This is a genomic window from Pseudomonas sp. Pdm06, assembly GCF_014851795.1.
GTDB lineage: Bacteria > Pseudomonadota > Gammaproteobacteria > Pseudomonadales > Pseudomonadaceae > Aquipseudomonas > Aquipseudomonas fluorescens_AA.
Genome location: NZ_JACVAH010000011.1, coordinates 181148 through 198489, shown reverse-complemented (window position 1 = coordinate 198489; position 17342 = coordinate 181148). Strand labels below are relative to the sequence as shown.

The following is a 17342-nucleotide window of genomic DNA, read 5'->3' as shown; positions in this document are numbered from 1 at the left end:
CTTTAAACTGCCCGTCCCTTTTCCATCGTCTTCTTTTAACCCGCCACGAGTGGATTCCATGACTACCACGCCTAAACCTTTGGTCCTGATGATTCTCGACGGCTTCGGTCACAGTCACAGCCACGAATCCAACGCCGTGTATTCGGCCAACAAGCCTGTGCTGGACCGTCTGTGGGCCACCGTGCCCAACGGCCTGATCTCCGGCAGCGGCATGGACGTCGGCCTGCCGGACGGACAGATGGGCAACTCCGAAGTCGGCCACATGAACCTCGGCGCAGGCCGCGTGGTGTACCAGGACTTCACCCGCGTGACCAAATCGATCCGCGACGGCGAGTTCTTCGAAAACCCGACCATCTGCGCCGCGGTGGATAAGGCCGTGGCCGCCGGCAAGGCCGTGCACTTCATGGGCCTGCTGTCCGACGGTGGTGTGCACAGCCACCAGGACCACCTGATCGCCATGGCCGAACTGGCTGCCAAGCGCGGCGCCGAGAAGATCTACCTGCACGCGTTCCTCGATGGCCGCGACACCCCGCCGAAAAGCGCCATGTCGTCGATCGAGCTGCTGGACGCAACGTTCCAGGCCCTCGGCAAGGGGCGCATCGCCAGCCTCGTCGGCCGCTACTTCGCCATGGACCGTGACAACCGTTGGGATCGCGTGTCCCAGGCCTACAACCTGATCGTCGACGGCAGCGCCGAATTCAACGCCGCCACCGCCCAGGAAGGCCTGCAAGCCGCCTACGAGCGCGGCGAAAGCGATGAATTCGTCAAGGCCACCACCATTGGCGAGCCGGTGAAAGTCGAAGACGGCGATGCCGTGGTGTTCATGAACTTCCGTGCCGACCGCGCCCGTGAACTGACCCGCGTGTTCGTCGAAGACGATTTCAAGGAATTCGAGCGCGCCCGTCAGCCAAAACTGGCCGGTTTCGTCATGCTGACCCAATACGCCGCCAGCATTCCCGCGCCTTCGGCCTTCGCCGCCGGCAGCCTGGAAAACGTGCTGGGCGACTACCTGGCGAAAAACGGCAAGACCCAACTGCGCATCGCCGAGACCGAAAAGTACGCCCACGTGACGTTCTTTTTCTCCGGCGGCCGTGAAGAACCGTTCCCGGGCGAAGAACGCATCCTGATCCCCTCGCCGAAAGTCGCCACCTACGACCTGCAACCGGAGATGAGCGCACCGGAAGTGACCGACCGCATCGTCGACGCCATTGAAAACCAGCGTTACGACGTGATCGTGGTCAACTACGCCAACGGCGACATGGTCGGCCACAGCGGCGTGTTCGACGCGGCGGTCAAGGCCGTGGAATGCCTGGACACCTGCGTTGGCCGCATCGTCGAGGCCCTGGAAAAGGTCGGCGGCGAAGCACTGATCACGGCCGACCATGGCAACGTCGAGCAGATGTCCGACGAATCCACCGGCCAGGCCCACACCGCCCACACCACCGAGCCGGTGCCGTTCATCTATGTCGGCAAGCGGGACTTCAAGGTCCGCGACGGTGGCGTGCTGGCTGACGTGGCGCCAACCATGCTGATGTTGCTGGGGATGGAAAAGCCTGCGGAAATGACCGGGACTTCGATCCTGGTTTGATTCCACAAACCCTGTGGGAGCGAGCTTGCTCGCGATAGCGCCGGATCAGCTAACCTTGATGTTGACTGATACACCGCCATCGCGAGCAAGCTCGCTCCCACATGGGTTCTTGGTGTTTTTCGGGCCAGTTATCACACAGCCCCAAATGGGCGTTTTTTTTGCGGCGTGGGGCGGGCATACTAGGCCGTCCCTTTCCCTGGTGTCGCCCGCCTCTATGCTTCGCGTCCTGATAGCCCTCGTTCTGACCTGCTTGCTCCAACCGGCCTTTGCCGACGAGCGCGCGCAAACCCAACAGCAGTTGGAAGCCACGCGCCAGGACATTGCCGAGCTGAAAAAGCTGCTGGGCAAGTTGCAGGAAGAGAAATCCAGCGTGCAGAAAGACCTGCGCGGCACTGAAACCGAGATGGGCAAGCTGGAGAAGCAGGTCGACGCCCTGCAAAAAGAACTGAAGAAAAGCGAATCCGAGCTGCAGCGGCTCGATGGAGAGAAAAAAAAACTCCAGAGCGCGCGCACTGAACAACAAAAGCTGATCGCCATCCAGGCCCGGGCCGCCTACCAGAACGGCCGCCAGGAATACCTCAAGCTGCTGCTCAACCAGCAGAACCCCGAGAAATTCGCCCGTACCCTCACCTATTACGATTACCTGAGCCAGGCACGCCTGGAACAACTCAAGAGCTTCAATGAAACCTTGCGCCAACTGGCCAATGTCGAAAAAGACATCGAGCTGCAGCAGGCCCAGTTGCTGGTGCAGAAAAGCAGCCTCGACACCCAGCGCGAAGAACTCGAGAAGGTTCGCAAGGAACGCCAGGTGGCTCTGGCCAAGCTCAATGACGACGTGAAGGCCCGCGACAGCAAGCTCAAGGCCCGCGAGCAGGACCAGGCCGAACTGGCCAATGTGTTGAAAACCATCGAAGAGACCCTGGCCCGCCAGGCCCGAGAGGCGGAAGAAGCGCGCCAGAAAGCGCTGATCGCCCAGCAGGAAGCCGAAAAAAAGCGTTTGCGTGAAGCCCAGGTCGACGCAGACGCCGGCGATGCACCGCGCAAACCGGCAAAATCCAGCCCCGGCGCACTGGTTTCCAGTGACGGCGAAACCTTTGGCGGCGCTTTTGCTTCAGCCCGAGGCAAACTTCCGTGGCCGGTCAATGGTCGATTGCTTGCGCGCTTCGGTGAAACCCGCGGCGACGACACCCGCACCAAGTGGGACGGGGTGATGATCAGCGCCTCCGCTGGCAGCCAGGTACATGCCGTGCATGGCGGGCGCGTGGTATTCGCCGACTGGTTGCGCGGCGCCGGCCTGCTGGTGATTCTCGATCACGGCAACGGTTACTTGAGCCTGTACGGCCACAACCAGACGCTGCTCAAGTCGGCGGGCGACGTGGTCAAGGCCGGAGAGTCCATCTCCACGGTCGGTAACAGTGGCGGGCAGGATACGCCAGCACTGTATTTCGCTATTCGTCAGCAGGGTCGCCCCAGTGACCCGGCCCAATGGTGTCGTGCGCAAGGATAAGCGCGCCCATCCTATTAAGGAGTTCGTTCGACATGCTGCATTTGTCCCGCCTTACCTCGCTGGCCCTGACGATCGCCCTCGTGATCGGTGCGCCCCTGGCTTTCGCCGCCGAACCGGCCCCATCGGCCCCCGCCGCCACGGCCGCAACCACCAAGGCGCCGCTGCCGCTGGACGAACTGCGCACCTTTGCCGAGGTCATGGACCGTATCAAGGCCGCCTACGTGGAACCGGTGGATGACAAGATGCTGCTGGAGAACGCCATCAAAGGCATGCTCAGCAACCTTGACCCGCATTCGGCCTACCTGGGGCCAGACGATTTTGCCGAGCTGCAGGAAAGCACCAGCGGCGAATTCGGCGGCCTGGGCATCGAGGTCGGCAGCGAAGACGGCTTCGTCAAGGTGGTCTCGCCAATCGACGACACGCCTGCTTCCAAGGCCGGCATCCAGGCCGGTGACTTCATCGTCAAGATCAACGGCCAGCCGACGCGCGGCCAGAGCATGACCGAAGCCGTGGACAAGATGCGCGGCAAGATCGGCCAGAAGATCACCCTGACCCTGGTACGCGACGGTGGCACACCGTTCGATGTGACGCTCACGCGAGCGGTCATCCAGGTCAAGAGCGTGAAAAGCCAGTTGCTGGAGTCGGGCTACGGCTACATCCGCATCACCCAGTTCCAGGTCAAGACCGGCGAAGAAGTCGCCAAGGCCCTGGCCAAGATGCGCAAGGACAACGGCAAGAAACTCAACGGCCTGGTCCTGGACCTGCGTAACAACCCCGGCGGCGTATTGCAGTCGGCGGTGGAAGTGGTGGACCACTTCATCACCAAGGGCCTGATCGTCTACACCAAGGGCCGTATCGCCAATTCCGAGCTGCGCTTCTCGGCCACTGGCAACGACTTGAGCGAAGCCGTGCCATTGGTGGTGCTGATCAACGGCGGCAGCGCTTCGGCCTCGGAAATCGTCGCCGGCGCCCTGCAGGACCAGAAGCGCGGTGTGGTCATGGGCACCACCAGCTTCGGCAAGGGCTCGGTGCAGACCGTATTGCCACTGAACAACGACCGCGCCCTCAAGATCACCACCGCGCTGTACTTCACGCCTAACGGCCGTTCCATCCAGGCCCAGGGGATTGTCCCGGACATCGAAGTGCGCAAGGCCAAGATCACCAACGAGCAGGACAGCGAGTACTTCAAGGAAGCCGACCTGCAAGGTCACCTGGGCAACGGCAACGGCGGCGCCGACAAACCGACCGGTTCCGGCACCAAGGCCAAGCCAATGCCCCAGGATGACGACTATCAGTTGGCCCAGGCCTTGAGCTTGCTCAAAGGGTTGAACATCACGTCCGGCCGCTGAGATGGGCCTGCGTTTCACCTTCGTCCTGCTGTGCCTGCTGGCGGGGGCCGTTAACGCGGCGCCCGCCACGCCCTCTTCGCCGCACAAGGCGTACCTGAGCCTGATCATCGACGACCTGGGGCAAAACCTGCCTCGGGACCGCCGGGTGCTCGCCCTCCCCGGGCCGGTCACCGCCGCGATCATGCCTGACACACCCCACGCCGCCGAATTCGCCCGCGAAGCCCATCGCGCCGGCAAGCTGGTCATGCTGCACATGCCCATGGACCCGGCCACCGGGCCGTTCGCCTGGCATCCGGACCTGTCCATCGAAGAACTGGGCAAGCGCCTCGACGCCGCGTTCGCCGCCGTGCCCTACACCAGCGGGATCAACAACCACATGGGCAGCCGCATGACCGCCCAGCCCCAGGCCATGGCGTGGCTGATGGCGAACTTGCAGCAACGCCACAAGTTTTTCGTCGACAGCCGTACCAGCGCCCAGACCGTCGCCGCCGCCGAAGCGCAAAAGATCGGCCTCGCCAGTGTGTCGCGGGATGTGTTCCTGGACGACGAGCGCACCGAAACCGCCATCGCCCAACAGCTGCAAACCGCCATCGACCTGGCCCGCCGGCAAGGCTCGGCCGTGATGATCGGCCATCCCTATCCGCAGACCCTGGCGGTACTCGAACGCGAGCTACCCAAGCTCAAGGCCCAGGGCATCGAATGGATCGATATCAAGTCGATGATCAGCCTGCGCAGCAATCAGGCGATGGTCGGGCATGGGAAGAATGGGGTGTATCGATAGCGACAACCGCGTTGCCGCTATCGCGAGCAAGCTCGCTCCCACAGTGGTTTTGCATCGGGCACAAGATTGGCGTTCACAGCAGATCCCTGTGGGAGCGAGCTTGCTCGCGATGACGGCGGCACATTCAACATCCCGGCAAGCTGACCCACCGCTTTCGCGAGCAAGCCCGCTCCCACAGTGGTTTTGCATCGGGCACAAGATTGGCGTTCACAGCAGATCCCCTGTGGGAGCGAGCCTGCTCGCAATGACGGCGGCACATTCAACATCTCTACAAGCTGACCCACCGCTTTCGCGAGCAAGCTCGCTCCCACAGTGGTTTTGCATCGGGCACAAGATTGGCGTTCACAGCAGATCCCCTGTGGGAGCGAGCCTGCTCGCGATGACGGCGGCACATTCAACATCCCGACAAGCTGACCCACCGCTTTCGCGAGCAAGCCCGCTCCCACTGTGGTTTTGCATCGGGCACAAGATTGGCGTTCACAGCAGATCCCTGTGGGAGCGAGCCTGCTCGCGATGACGGCGGCACATTCAACATCTCTACAAGCTGACCCACCGCTTTCGCGAGCAAGCTCGCTCCCACAGTGGTTTTGCATCGGGCCCAAGATTGGCGTTCACAGCAGATCCCTGTGGGAGCGAGCCTGCTCGCGATGACGGCGGCACATTCAACATCCCGGCAAGCTGACCCACCGCTTTCGCGAGCAAGCTCGCTCCCACAGTGGTTTTGCATCGGGCACAAGATTGGCGTTCACAGCAGGTCCCTGTGGGAGCGAGCTTGCTCGCGATGACGGCGGCACATTCAACATCCCGACAAGCTGACCCACCGCTTTCGCGAGCAGGCCCGCTCCCACAGGTTTGTTCCAGCTATCAGAGATACCGCGCCATGATCGCGTCCACCGCCCCTTCCTTGCGTAGCTCATCCAAGGCAGCCTGAAGCCGGGCGACCACGTCGTCGGGCACGTCCTTGTTCAAGGCCAGGTACAACTCGGCACTGTTGAAGCGCAGCACGGTCTTGAGATCGGTCACCCCTTCCTGACGTGCCAGGTAACGCCCGGCCGGGTCCCCGGTGGCCCACAGATCGATCTGGCCGTTGACCAGCTTCCTGGCGTTGTCCTGATCGCGCAACACGACAATCGGCTTGAGTCCCTGCTTGGCCAATGTCTCGGCAATTGCGTCGCCCTTGTAGGCACCGATCTTGTATTGACGCGCCTGCTCCAGCGAGTCGAGAGCGATCTTGCTGTCGGCCTTGGCGAGCATGATCCAGTCGTCCGGACCGATGGGTCCGACCCATTTGAAAAGCTTTTCACGCTCCGGCAACCGCGCCATGACAAACACACCGTAACCCGGACTTTCCAGGGCGAGTTTGTAGATGCGCTCCCAGGGGAAACGTAGCGTCAGGCTGTAGGAGATATCGGCGCGCTTGAATATCTCGCGGACGATGTCCACGGCAATGCCATGGATGTTCTCGTCCTGGGCGAAGTTCTTGCCGTTCTTGGCCATGTTGTACGGGGGGAAGTTTTCCGTCAGCAACACCAGCGATGTATCAGCGGCGCGGACAGTACCTGCGAGCAGCAACGTGGCACCGGCAAAGGCAAGAACGAGGCGTTTGAGCATGTCGGGCTACCGCAATCCATGGTGTGCCCAAGAGTGCCTTGGGCCCGCCATGGTGTCCAGCAGTCAGCGAATGCAGATACCGCGATGAGCCATATAGGCCTTGGCTTCCGGCACGGTGTATTCGCCAAAGTGGAAAATGCTCGCCGCCAGCACCGCACTGGCGTGGCCTTCCAGGATGCCGTCGGCCAGGTGTTGCAGGTTGCCGACGCCGCCGGACGCGATCACCGGAATGCCCAGGGCATCGCTGATGGCGCGGGTGACGCCCAGGTCGAAACCGTTTTTCATGCCGTCCTGGTCCATGCTGGTCAGCAGGATTTCACCGGCGCCCAGGCCTTCCATCTTCTTCGCCCACTCGACGGCGTCCAGGCCCGTGGGCTTGCGACCGCCGTGGGTGAAGATTTCCCAGCGCGGGGTTTCACCCGGGCCGGAGACTTTCTTGGCATCGATGGCCACGACAATGCATTGCGAGCCGAAGTGCTGGGCCGCTTCGCCGACGAACTCCGGGTTGAACACCGCCGCAGTGTTGATCGACACTTTGTCCGCTCCGGCATTGAGCAGGTTGCGGATGTCTTGCACGGTGCGCACGCCACCGCCCACGGTCAGCGGGATAAACACCTGGCTGGCCATGCGCTCGACGGTATGCAGCGTGGTATCGCGGCCATCGACGCTGGCCGTGATGTCGAGGAAGGTAATCTCGTCCGCACCCTGTTCGTCGTAGCGACGGGCGATTTCCACCGGGTCGCCGGCATCACGGATGTTCTCGAACTTCACACCCTTGACCACCCGGCCGTTGTCCACGTCCAGGCAAGGGATAATGCGTTTGGCCAGCGCCATGGTGAGTCCTCAGCCTTTGTAGGAATCGCAGAAGGCCTGGGCCTCGGCGACGTCCAGGGTGCCTTCGTAGATCGCGCGACCGGTGATCGCACCGATGATGCCCGGCGCCTTGGCGTCGAGCAGTGCCTTGATGTCACCCAGGTTGTGGATGCCACCGGAGGCGATCACCGGAATCTTGGTGGCGGCAGCCAGGGCGGCGGTGAACGGGACATTGCAGCCCTGCATCATGCCGTCTTTGGCGATGTCGGTGTAGACGATGGCAGACACGCCGTCGGCTTCGAAACGCTTGGCCAGGTCGATCACCTGCACGGTGCTGACTTCAGCCCAGCCGTCGGTGGCGACAAAGCCGTCCTTGGCGTCCAGGCCAACGATGACCTTGCCCGGGAACGCGCGGCACGCTTCGGCAACGAACTCAGGCTCCTTCACCGCCTTGGTGCCGATGATCACGTAGCTCACGCCAGCCTTGACGTAGTGCTCGATGGTTTCCAGCGAACGAATGCCGCCGCCGATCTGGATCGGCAAGTTCGGGTAGCGCCTGGCAATGGCCGTGACCACCTCGCCATTGACCGGCTGCCCTTCGAAGGCGCCATTGAGGTCGACCAGATGCAGGCGACGGCAGCCGCCCTCCACCCACTTGGCGGCCATGCTCACCGGGTCATCGGAAAACACCGTGGAGTCTTCCATGCGGCCCTGACGCAGACGTACGCAAGCGCCGTCCTTGAGATCGATAGCGGGGATAATCAGCATCTGGCAAACCTTCAAATACGAATATTCAGCTTGGCTCGAAAATCAATTTTTCTCGAGCGCCCACAAGTCGCTTTCAATGCTTTCGAACCTTTCTTTAAGGTGCGTCTGCACATCGAAAATCGCCCTGTTGTAATAGTGCGGCGCAATTTCGCGGGTAAACAGGTCAAGAATTTCCGCCGCTTCGAACGAACCCAGGTCCAGTTCGAAACGCTCCTCCATGAACCGCTGGATCTTGCGGTTCGCTTCACTCTCCTGCTCGGGCGTGAGGGTGAGGATCGGCGGTTTCTTGCGGGCCATTACCAGCGCCCGTCCCACGCCGCGAAGTTCTGCAGCAATTGCAGGCCATGGGTATGGCTCTTCTCCGGGTGGAACTGCACGGCGAAGCGCGAACCATCGGCCAGGGCCGCGGCGAAATCGACGCCATAGTGACCGCTGCCCACCACCTGCCGCGCATTGCCGGCGGCGATGTAGTAGCTGTGCACGAAGTAGAAGCGCGCCAAGTCCGGAATGTTGTGCCACAGCGGGTGATCCACCGTCTGCTTCACTTCGTTCCAGCCCATGTGCGGGACCTTCAAGTGCTCGCCGTCTTCGTGCAGGCCCTTGCCAAAGAACTTCACCTGGCCCGGGAACAGCGAGATGCAATCGACACCATCGTTCTCTTCGCTGCGATCGAGCAAGGCCTGCATGCCCACGCAGATGCCGAGAAACGGACGGTCCTGGCTGACTTCGTGCACCAGCTTGTCGAAGCCCAGGCGACGAATCTCGGCCATGCAATCACGAATCGCGCCGACGCCGGGGAACACCACCCGGTCGGCTTCGCGAATCACGTCGGCATCGCTGGTGATCAGCACCTTGCCGGCGCCCACGTGCTCGAGGGCCTTGGCCACCGAGTGCAGGTTGCCCATGCCGTAGTCGATAACCGCGACCGTCTGCATTACAGGACGCCCTTGGTGGAAGGCATCTGGCCGGCCATGCGGTCATCGAGCTCCACGGCCATGCGCAGCGCGCGGCCGAAAGCCTTGAACACGGTTTCGATCTGGTGGTGGGTGTTGTGCCCGCGCAGGTTGTCGATGTGCAGGGTCACGTTGGCGTGGTTGACGAAGCCCTGGAAGAATTCCTGGAACAGGTCGACGTCGAAGCCGCCGACGGTGGCACGGGTATACGGCACGTGCATCTGCAGGCCCGGGCGGCCGGAGAAGTCAATGACCACCCGCGACAGCGCTTCATCGAGCGGCACGTAGGCATGGCCGTAGCGACGGATGCCCTTCTTGTCGCCGATGGCTTTGGTAAAGGCCTGGCCCAGGGTGATACCAACGTCTTCCACTGTATGGTGGTCGTCGATATGCAGGTCGCCCTTGCTGACGATGTCCAGGTCGATCAGCCCGTGACGGGCGATCTGGTCCAGCATGTGCTCAAGAAAAGGTACACCGATATCAAACCGGGCCTTTCCGGTGCCATCCAGGTTGATCGAGGCTTTGATCTGGGTTTCCAGAGTGTCGCGCTCGACAGACGCCTTACGTTCGGCCATCACCAGCTCCGCAAAATCATTGGGCGAAAAAGGCAGCCATTATAGGGGCGCGAGCGGCAAACAGAAACACAAGAGGTGACATCACTGACGGGCTGAATCCCGGGCTGTCGGTGATAGACATGTCCATACAAGTCTTTGCCATCACCCAAAACGACTGTGGGAGCGAGCTTGCTCGCGATGGCGGTGGGTCAGCCGACCATGATGTCGACTGACATACCCTCATCGCGAGCAAGCTCGCTCCCACAAGGATTGCCCTGTCCTGTTGGTCAGGGCAACGGTCTTAGCGGAACAACACCGCCGTCTTCTGCAGGGTCACCCACACACCCCACGCCAACGGAATGCCCACCACCAGCCAGGCGGCGATCGCCAGGGGCTTGGTGCCCGGTGCGGCTTTCCACTCCAGCGACGTGCTGCTGTCGGCGCCTTTGTCATGACCCAGCGCCTGTTCGGCGGCCAGTTCGGCGTCGGTCATGAAGTACTTGTCGGCGACCGGACGGACCATCAGGTTGCAGAGGAAGCCCAGCACCAGCAGGCCGGCGAGGATGTACAAGGTGATGTCATAGGCCGCGGCGCGTTCAACGCCGATGCTCAGTTGATATTCACGCAGGTAGTTCACCAGCACCGGACCCAGCACGCCCGCGGCAGCCCAGGCGGTCAGCAGGCGACCGTGGATCGCACCGACCATTTGCGTACCGAACAGGTCCGCCAGGTAGGCCGGCACGGTGGCGAAACCGCCGCCGTACATCGACAGGATGATGCAGAACGCCGCCACGAACAGCGCGACACTGCCCAGGTGACCCAGGTTCGGGATCAGCGCGTACAGGGCAAAGCCCAGGGCGAAGAACACGAAATAGGTGTTTTTACGACCCAGGTAATCCGAGAAGGAGGCCCAGAAGAACCGACCGCCGATGTTGAACAAGCTCAACAGACCGGTGAAACCGGCCGCGATGGCCGCGATCTGGCCCAGTTGCACGGCGTCCAGTTGACCGAAAGGCAGGTCGTTGCCGAGCAGCTTGCCGCCGAACACCTCCTGCAGCAGTGGCGAAGCCATGCCCAGGATGCCGATACCGGCGGATACGTTCAGGCACAGCACCAGCCATACCAGACGGAACTGCGGGGTTTTCCAGGCAACATTCACGTGAACGTGGCGATGGGTGATCATCGCATTCGCGGCTTTCTTCGGTGCCGGGGTCCAGCCTTCAGGCTTCCAGCCGGTCGGCGGTACGCGGTACGACAAGGCGCCACCAATCATGAACACGAAGTAGATCGCGGCCATGACCAGGAAGCTCTGCCATACGCCCACGCCCGTCGGCGAAGCGAAATGGTTCATCAGCGCCGCGGCCAGTGGAGCACCGACCATCGCACCACCGCCGAAGCCCATGATCGCCATGCCGGTCGCCATGCCGCGCTTGTCCGGGAACCACTTGATCAGGGTCGACACCGGGGAGATGTAGCCCAGGCCCAGGCCGATACCACCGATCACCCCGGAACCGACCCACATCAGCCAGATCTGATGGGTATAGATACCCAACGCGGAAATCAGCAGGCCACCGCACCAGCACAAGGCCGATACAACGCCGGCCTTGCGTGGCCCGGCGTGTTCCAGCCAGCCGCCCCAGATGGCTGCCGAGCAACCCAGGAAGATGAAGAACAGGGTGTAGATCCAGCCGAGCATCGAGATCGGCCAGTCACATTGGGACGAAAAGACTTGCGAGATGAAACTCATATCCGGTGCACAGGCCACAGGCTTGGTGACACCCAAGGCTTTGGACAGTGGCAACCAGAACACCGAGAAGCCATAGGCCATGCCGATGCAAAGGTGAATGGCCAGTGCGGCCGGTGGAACCAGCCACCGGTTGAAACCGGGCTTGGCGATGATGCGTTCCTTGGAGAGGAACGCAGGCTGGTCGGCGATGCCGCCCGCCGTGATGCTCGTGCTCATTGTGTATCCCCCAGTTATTGGAATGGTCCGTCAGCCACGCGTCACCCTCAGCCTTCATTGCACGCAGGCATGGCTGTATTTTCTGGTGAAGCTCCATAGTGTGCGACATCAAGTCGCAGAAGGACGGACGAACGGGCAAAGGTTACCATTTGCTCGTGGCAGAAAAACCAAAGTGATATCACCTTTTTCGTGCCATCTGTCTTATCGCACGCTAGCTCGCTTTCTGTAGGGGGCTAATGGTTTATTTTTTCAGGAATTTTCATGCTCGTCGTTGTCTAGCTCATTACCGACGCCAACTGTCAGGGCCAACAGGACCTGCGGGAAATCTACCAGGATGCCCCGGACTGGCTGTTCGAACCGTTTCGCGATGCCAGACATGGGCGGCCAAGCGCGCTCCCACACTGAATCTGCGGACGGGACTTATAACGAGCACCTAACGCACCACCACCAATCCACAGCGTTATACTCCCGGCTAAATTTTGAACTCAACCTACAAGGATTCGCCCATGAAAGCGTTCGGCAAAATCCTGGGTCTGGTACTTCTCGGGCTGTTGCTGATCATTGTGGCCCTGGGCTTTGCCCTGACCCACCTGTTCGATCCCAACGACTACAAAGAAGAGATCCGCCAGATAGCCCGCGACAAGGCCCACATCGAGCTGACCCTCAATGGCGATATCGGCTGGAGCCTGTTCCCTTGGCTGGGTCTGGAATTGCACGATGCCAGCGTCGCGACCCTGGCCAATCCGACCCAACCTTTCGCCGACCTGCAGATGCTCGGTCTTTCGGTCCGAGTGATACCGCTACTGCGCCGGGAAGTGCAGATGAGCGATGTGCGCGTCGAGGGCCTGAACCTGCGGCTCAACCGCGACAAGAACGGTCACGGTAACTGGGAAGACATCGGCAAGGCGCCAACCTCAGCGACGACGGCGAACACCCCGGCGCCAACCGAGCAACCGGCCCCGCCCGCCAACACCCCGGCAGAAAAACCTGCCCAGCCGACCCGCCTGGACATCGACAGCCTGACCGTGAACAACGCCCGGGTCGAATACACCGACGAGCAGACCGGCAAGCTGTACACCGCCGAGAGCATCCAACTGAGCACCGGCCCGGTCCACGACTCCACCAACATCCCGGTCACCCTGACCGCATTCCTGTCCAGCAACCAGCCGGCCGTACGCGTGCGCACCGAAGTGACGGGAGAACTGCGCTACGAACGCGCCTTGCAGCGCTACAAGTTCGAAGACCTGAAACTGTCCGGCGAAGCCACCGGCGACCCCTTGCAAGGCAAGTCACTGAACTTCGCCGCCCAAGGCCAGCTGTTCCTGGACAAGGCGGCAAATGTCGCCGAATGGACCGGCATCAAGCTGTCCCTCAATCAACTGCGTGCCCTGGGTGAACTGAAGGTCAACGACCTCGACAAGACTCCGCAATTGAATGGCGGCCTATCGATCGCCCAGTTCGATCTGGCGAAATTCGTCGACAGCGTCGGCCAGACACTTCCGGCCATGGCCGAAGGCAGCCTGAGCAAAGTCGAGCTGGCCAGCCGCATTGCCGGCACGCCGACCAGCGTCGAATTCAACGACATCAACCTGAAGCTCGACGACAGCAACTTCAGCGGTCGTATTGCCGTGCAAGACTTTGCCAAGCAGGCCCTGCGCGTGCAGCTCAAGGCCGACACGTTCAATGTCGACCGCTACCTGCCGCCAAAATCCGCCGAAGCCGACAGCTCCAAGGCGGCCCGTGAGGCCGAAGTCAGCAACACCGAAGCCAGCGCCATGGCCGGTGTCGGCAACTCACCGCTGCCAAGCGCGCCGACCCAGGGTGCCTGGAGTAACGATCGGCTGTTTCCTGTGGAGCGCCTGAGCAAGCTGGACCTCGATGCAGACCTGACCTTAGGGCAACTGACCCTGGATAAACTGCCGATCCAGAACGCCGCGCTCAAGGCCACCGGCCTGGGCGGCCTGCTGACCCTGGAGAACCTGCGGGGCGATCTGTACAGCGGCAACTTCGAAACCAAGGGCACCCTGGATGTGCGCCAACCTACCCCACTGTTGAGCCTGCAAACCCGTATCAACCGGGTCCCTGCCGAGAAGATCATCGAAAGCCAGGGCAAGAATCCGCCGGTCAAAGGCCTGGTCACCGTGAACAGTGCGATCACCGCCACCGGTAATAGCCAGAAGGCCCTGATCGACAGCCTCAACGGCAACGCCGGGTTCGTCATCAACGATGGCGTGCTGCTCAATGCCAACCTCGAACAGCAATTGTGCAAAGGCATCGCCACCCTCAATCGCAAGTCCCTCAGCGGCGAACCCCGGGGCAAGGACACGCCGTTCCAGCAACTCAACGGCAATCTCACTTTCAACAACGGCGTTGCCCACAACCCGGACCTGAAAGTCCGCATCCCCGGCATGACCGTCAACGGCAACGGCGATATCGACCTGCGGGTGCTGGGCATGGATTACCGCGTCGGCGTCATCGTCGAAGGCGACAAGAGCGACATGCCCGACCCGGCCTGCCAGGTCAACGAACGCTACGTCGACGTCGAATGGCCGTTGCGCTGCCGCGGCCCACTGGAGCTGGGGGCGAAGGCCTGCCGCCTGGACAATGACGGGCTGGGCAAGGTCGCGGCGAAACTGGCCGGCGACCGCCTCGGCGACAAGATCGAGGAGAAGCTCGGCGACAAGGTCAGTCCCGAGCTGAAAGACGCGCTCAAGGGGCTGTTCAAGCGATGAGAGCCGAGCAGTTTTCCTCCGCGGTACTGGACTGGTTCGACCGCCACGGGCGCCACGATTTGCCTTGGCAGCAAGACATCACTCCCTATCGGGTGTGGGTCTCGGAAATCATGTTGCAGCAGACCCAGGTCAGTACCGTGCTCAACTACTTCGACCGGTTCATGGCCTCGCTGCCCACCGTTCAAGCCCTGGCCGCCGCGCCGGAGGACGAAGTGCTGCACCTGTGGACCGGGCTGGGTTACTACACCCGTGCGCGCAACTTGCAGAAAACCGCGAAAATCGTCGTCGAGCAGTACGGCGGCGAATTCCCCCGGGACGTGGAAAAGCTCACCGAGTTGCCGGGGATCGGCCTGTCCACCGCCGGCGCCATCGCCAGCATCAGCATGGGCCTTCGGGCGCCGATCCTCGATGGCAACGTCAAGCGGGTGCTGGCGCGCTTCACCGCCCAGGAAGGCTACCCGGGCGAACCCAAGGTGGCGAAACAGCTGTGGGCCACCGCCGAGCGCTTCACGCCACAAGACCGGGTCAACGCCTACACCCAGGCGATGATGGACCTGGGCGCGACACTCTGTACCCGCAGCAAGCCCAGTTGCCTGCTCTGCCCACTGAAACAGGGCTGCGAGGCCCACATGCTGGGCCTGGAAACCCGCTACCCGATTCCCAAGCCTCGTAAAGAGGTGCCCAAAAAGCGCACCTTGATGCCGATGCTGGCCAACCACGAGGGCGCGATCCTGCTTTACCGTCGCCCTTCCACCGGACTATGGGGCGGGCTGTGGAGCCTGCCGGAACTCGACGACCTCGACGACCTGCAACACCTGGCCCTGCAACACTCGCTGGAACTGGGCAGCCAACACGAAATGCCAGGCCTGGTGCACACCTTCAGCCACTTCCAGTTGGCGATCGAACCCTGGCTGGTCCGGGTCCGGGAAACCGGCCATCACGTGGCCGAGGCCGACTGGCTCTGGTATAACCTCGCCACCCCGCCGCGCCTGGGCCTTGCCGCCCCGGTCAAAACCTTGCTCGAACGCGCGGCCGCCGTAATGAACGCAGGAGAGTTGCAATGACCCGCACCATCATGTGCCGCAAGTACAAAGAACAACTGGAAGGCCTGGAACGTGCGCCGTTCCCGGGTGCCAAGGGCCAGGACATCTACGACAATGTTTCGGCCAAGGCCTGGGCCGACTGGCAGAAACACCAGACCCTGCTGATCAATGAAAAACGCCTGAACATGATGAACGCCGAAGATCGCAAATACCTTCAGGGCGAGATGGACAAGTACTTTTCCGGCGAAGATTACGCCAAGGCCGAAGGCTACGTACCGCCATCCGAATAAGCTGTTCAGCGCGGGGGCGGATCGTAAGCGACGGTAATAGTTAAATATTTTTTGAAAACTTGCTTGACGCCCCCCTGAAAAACCCGTTTAATGCGCCCCGTTGCCCAGATAGCTCAGTCGGTAGAGCAGGGGATTGAAAATCCCCGTGTCGGCGGTTCGATTCCGTCTCTGGGCACCAAATACCGAAAACCCCGATCAAGCAATTGATCGGGGTTTTTTATTGCCCGGGATTTCCTTGCGCCGCCTCATCGACCCTCCACCTCATCGGGGGCTACGCTCTTCGTCGTGGATTGAGATTCGAAGCGTCGGCGTTGAGGCTGTAGGATAGATGGCCTTATCCATCAGGAATCCGACCATGTCATCGGCGAACAAACAGCACAAGCGCAGCCAGCGCGCCAAGGCGAAAGCCAAGCAGAACCGCACTCGGCGTGCTGCTGCGCCGAACGACTTCCTGGACCCGAACGACGAGCGCATCGATCTGGAAACCGTGGACCTGACGGAACTGTTCCAGATAATGAGTGCCGCCGAAAAGGTCAGCCAGAAGGCGCTGTGCGAAGCGTTCCTGGCCCATCCCCTGCTGGCGCTGGTGCTGGAACAGGAAGGTGAGGAAGAAGCGACCGATTTCATCATTACCGCATTGATCGAATACCGCCGTCTGACCACGGGCGTGGATGAGCAGACCGCGCTGGACTGGGTGGAAAGCAAGCAATTCCAGGCCGATTATGTGGCTGCCTCCCAGGCGCTGACGCAAGGCCAGGACTGACTATCAGACCGGGGCCACGATGGATGACGCCCTGCGGGGATAGCTCCTACAAACCAAGGTCAACCAACATGGGGCGGCGTCATACCCGTCCTGCGCCAATCCACTATTTTTCCTCCCAAGCAATCAGCCCCGTCCGGCATCATCGAAACATCGCTTGATGCATCCTTGCAGTCCGCCCCTCTCAATGGTTGGACACTGCGATGACGCCACTGCTGCCCCAAGATGACCCTCAGTTCGCCCCCTTGATCAACGAACTCGGCGAGCTGAGCCATCAGGACATCGGGCAGATGGACATGTATGTGCGCCTCTACGACGACCTTAAACGCGGCCCGGATGACAAACCCACCGTCGGCATCATTCTGTGCACCCAGAAAGACGAATCGGTGGTGCGTTACTCCGTATTGCAGGGCAATGAGCAATTGTTGGCCAGTCAATACAAGCTGGTGCTCCCCTCGGAAGAAGAGCTGTGCAATGAGCTAAATCGCGAACGGGCGCGACTCGGCGAGCAGCAAGCAGGCGCAGCGACTTGAGGAAATGAGGGCCGACACCCGATGACTGCATTGCCCAAAACCCATGTAAGATTTATGCGTTTCTTTCAGCAACGCTCCAGTCAAAGAACCCTATCCT

At 61.5% G+C, this 17342-nt stretch carries 15 protein-coding genes, 1 tRNA gene and 1 pseudogene; 10 read left to right on the top strand and 7 right to left on the bottom strand.

Going from position 1 to position 17342, the window contains the following annotated elements:
• Positions 1-58 precede the first annotated feature (58 nt).
• The 4 genes from gpmI to IB266_RS18940 all read left to right on the top strand — a co-directional run bounded on the left by gpmI (position 59) and on the right by IB266_RS18940 (position 5225).
• On the top strand, positions 59-1588 hold the full coding sequence (gene gpmI / locus IB266_RS18955) for a 2,3-bisphosphoglycerate-independent phosphoglycerate mutase (protein WP_192262087.1): 1530 nt from the start codon (positions 59-61) through the stop codon (positions 1586-1588).
• Positions 1589-1802: 214 nt separating this feature from the next.
• Entirely contained in the window at positions 1803-3095 is a 1293-nt protein-coding gene (locus IB266_RS18950; protein WP_192262086.1) for a murein hydrolase activator EnvC family protein, read from the top strand.
• Positions 3096-3127: 32 nt separating this feature from the next.
• On the top strand, positions 3128-4444 hold the full coding sequence (locus IB266_RS18945) for a S41 family peptidase (RefSeq protein ID WP_103309351.1): 1317 nt from the start codon (positions 3128-3130) through the stop codon (positions 4442-4444).
• 1 nt (position 4445) lies between these two features.
• Positions 4446-5225, top strand: coding sequence for a divergent polysaccharide deacetylase family protein (locus tag IB266_RS18940; RefSeq protein ID WP_192262085.1), 780 nt, complete (start codon positions 4446-4448; stop codon positions 5223-5225).
• Positions 5226-6089: 864 nt separating this feature from the next.
• Here IB266_RS18940 and IB266_RS18935 read toward each other — a convergent pair.
• From IB266_RS18935 to IB266_RS18905, 7 genes are all read right to left on the bottom strand, one after another.
• Entirely contained in the window at positions 6090-6836 is a 747-nt protein-coding gene (locus IB266_RS18935; protein ID WP_192262084.1) for a substrate-binding periplasmic protein, read from the bottom strand.
• A 63-nt stretch (positions 6837-6899) separates the two neighbouring features.
• Positions 6900-7670 carry an imidazole glycerol phosphate synthase subunit HisF gene (gene hisF / locus IB266_RS18930; protein ID WP_003196830.1) on the bottom strand — a complete coding sequence of 257 codons (771 nt, stop codon included), beginning with the start codon at positions 7668-7670 and terminating at the stop codon, positions 6900-6902.
• Between the two features lie 9 nt (positions 7671-7679).
• Positions 7680-8417 (bottom strand): 1-(5-phosphoribosyl)-5-[(5-phosphoribosylamino)methylideneamino]imidazole-4-carboxamide isomerase, encoded by a 738-nt coding sequence (hisA, locus tag IB266_RS18925; protein ID WP_192262083.1) that lies wholly within the window; start codon positions 8415-8417, stop codon positions 7680-7682.
• A gap of 42 nt (positions 8418-8459) precedes the next feature.
• The gene (locus tag IB266_RS18920; protein WP_003186749.1) at positions 8460-8714 is read right to left on the bottom strand and encodes a DUF2164 domain-containing protein; all 255 of its coding nucleotides are present in this window, start codon (positions 8712-8714) and stop codon (positions 8460-8462) included.
• Positions 8714-9352 (bottom strand): imidazole glycerol phosphate synthase subunit HisH, encoded by a 639-nt coding sequence (gene hisH, locus IB266_RS18915; RefSeq protein WP_024619262.1) that lies wholly within the window; start codon positions 9350-9352, stop codon positions 8714-8716. The genes IB266_RS18920 and hisH overlap by 1 nt, the downstream gene beginning before the upstream one ends.
• A complete protein-coding gene (hisB, locus tag IB266_RS18910; RefSeq protein ID WP_003186751.1) occupies positions 9352-9945 on the bottom strand; it encodes an imidazoleglycerol-phosphate dehydratase HisB in 594 nt (197 codons plus the stop codon). The genes hisH and hisB overlap by 1 nt, the downstream gene beginning before the upstream one ends.
• Positions 9946-10225: 280 nt before the next feature.
• Positions 10226-11887, bottom strand: coding sequence for an OFA family MFS transporter (locus IB266_RS18905; protein ID WP_192262082.1), 1662 nt, complete (start codon positions 11885-11887; stop codon positions 10226-10228).
• A gap of 506 nt (positions 11888-12393) precedes the next feature.
• Here IB266_RS18905 and IB266_RS18900 point away from each other — a divergent pair.
• The 6 genes and pseudogenes from IB266_RS18900 to IB266_RS18875 all read left to right on the top strand — a co-directional run.
• A complete protein-coding gene (locus tag IB266_RS18900; protein ID WP_192262081.1) occupies positions 12394-14619 on the top strand; it encodes an AsmA family protein in 2226 nt (741 codons plus the stop codon).
• Entirely contained in the window at positions 14616-15683 is a 1068-nt protein-coding gene (gene mutY, locus IB266_RS18895) for an A/G-specific adenine glycosylase (protein ID WP_060739616.1), read from the top strand. Before IB266_RS18900 ends, mutY begins: the two co-directional genes overlap by 4 nt.
• Positions 15680-15952, top strand: a complete 273-nt coding sequence (locus IB266_RS18890; RefSeq protein WP_060739617.1) for an oxidative damage protection protein — start codon at positions 15680-15682, stop codon at positions 15950-15952. Before mutY ends, IB266_RS18890 begins: the two co-directional genes overlap by 4 nt.
• A 102-nt stretch (positions 15953-16054) precedes the next feature.
• Positions 16055-16130, top strand: a tRNA-Phe gene (locus IB266_RS18885).
• A 177-nt stretch (positions 16131-16307) separates the two neighbouring features.
• Entirely contained in the window at positions 16308-16715 is a 408-nt protein-coding gene (locus IB266_RS18880) for a hypothetical protein (RefSeq protein WP_060739619.1), read from the top strand.
• A 257-nt stretch (positions 16716-16972) separates the two neighbouring features.
• A pseudogene (locus tag IB266_RS18875) lies at positions 16973-17245 on the top strand (PDDEXK nuclease domain-containing protein); the annotation flags it as partial.
• Between the last annotated feature and the right edge of the window lie 97 nt (positions 17246-17342).

Excerpts from the sequence above, each read along its gene's own strand:
- IB266_RS18880 (WP_060739619.1), top strand. The coding sequence starts at position 16,308 with ATGTCATCGGCGAACAAACAGCACAAGCGCAGCCAGCGCGCCAAGGCG.
- hisF (WP_003196830.1), bottom strand. The coding sequence starts at position 7,670 with ATGGCGCTGGCCAAACGCATTATCCCTTGCCTGGACGTGGACAACGGC.
- IB266_RS18905 (WP_192262082.1), bottom strand. The coding sequence starts at position 11,887 with ATGAGCACGAGCATCACGGCGGGCGGCATCGCCGACCAGCCTGCGTTC.
- hisH (WP_024619262.1), bottom strand. The coding sequence starts at position 9,352 with ATGCAGACGGTCGCGGTTATCGACTACGGCATGGGCAACCTGCACTCG.
- IB266_RS18940 (WP_192262085.1), top strand. The coding sequence starts at position 4,446 with ATGGGCCTGCGTTTCACCTTCGTCCTGCTGTGCCTGCTGGCGGGGGCC.
- IB266_RS18945 (WP_103309351.1), top strand. The coding sequence starts at position 3,128 with ATGCTGCATTTGTCCCGCCTTACCTCGCTGGCCCTGACGATCGCCCTC.
- IB266_RS18920 (WP_003186749.1), bottom strand. The coding sequence starts at position 8,714 with ATGGCCCGCAAGAAACCGCCGATCCTCACCCTCACGCCCGAGCAGGAG.
- IB266_RS18890 (WP_060739617.1), top strand. The coding sequence starts at position 15,680 with ATGACCCGCACCATCATGTGCCGCAAGTACAAAGAACAACTGGAAGGC.
- IB266_RS18900 (WP_192262081.1), top strand. The coding sequence starts at position 12,394 with ATGAAAGCGTTCGGCAAAATCCTGGGTCTGGTACTTCTCGGGCTGTTG.
- hisB (WP_003186751.1), bottom strand. The coding sequence starts at position 9,945 with ATGGCCGAACGTAAGGCGTCTGTCGAGCGCGACACTCTGGAAACCCAG.
- IB266_RS18950 (WP_192262086.1), top strand. The coding sequence starts at position 1,803 with ATGCTTCGCGTCCTGATAGCCCTCGTTCTGACCTGCTTGCTCCAACCG.
- IB266_RS18935 (WP_192262084.1), bottom strand. The coding sequence starts at position 6,836 with ATGCTCAAACGCCTCGTTCTTGCCTTTGCCGGTGCCACGTTGCTGCTC.
- hisA (WP_192262083.1), bottom strand. The coding sequence starts at position 8,417 with ATGCTGATTATCCCCGCTATCGATCTCAAGGACGGCGCTTGCGTACGT.
- gpmI (WP_192262087.1), top strand. The coding sequence starts at position 59 with ATGACTACCACGCCTAAACCTTTGGTCCTGATGATTCTCGACGGCTTC.
- mutY (WP_060739616.1), top strand. The coding sequence starts at position 14,616 with ATGAGAGCCGAGCAGTTTTCCTCCGCGGTACTGGACTGGTTCGACCGC.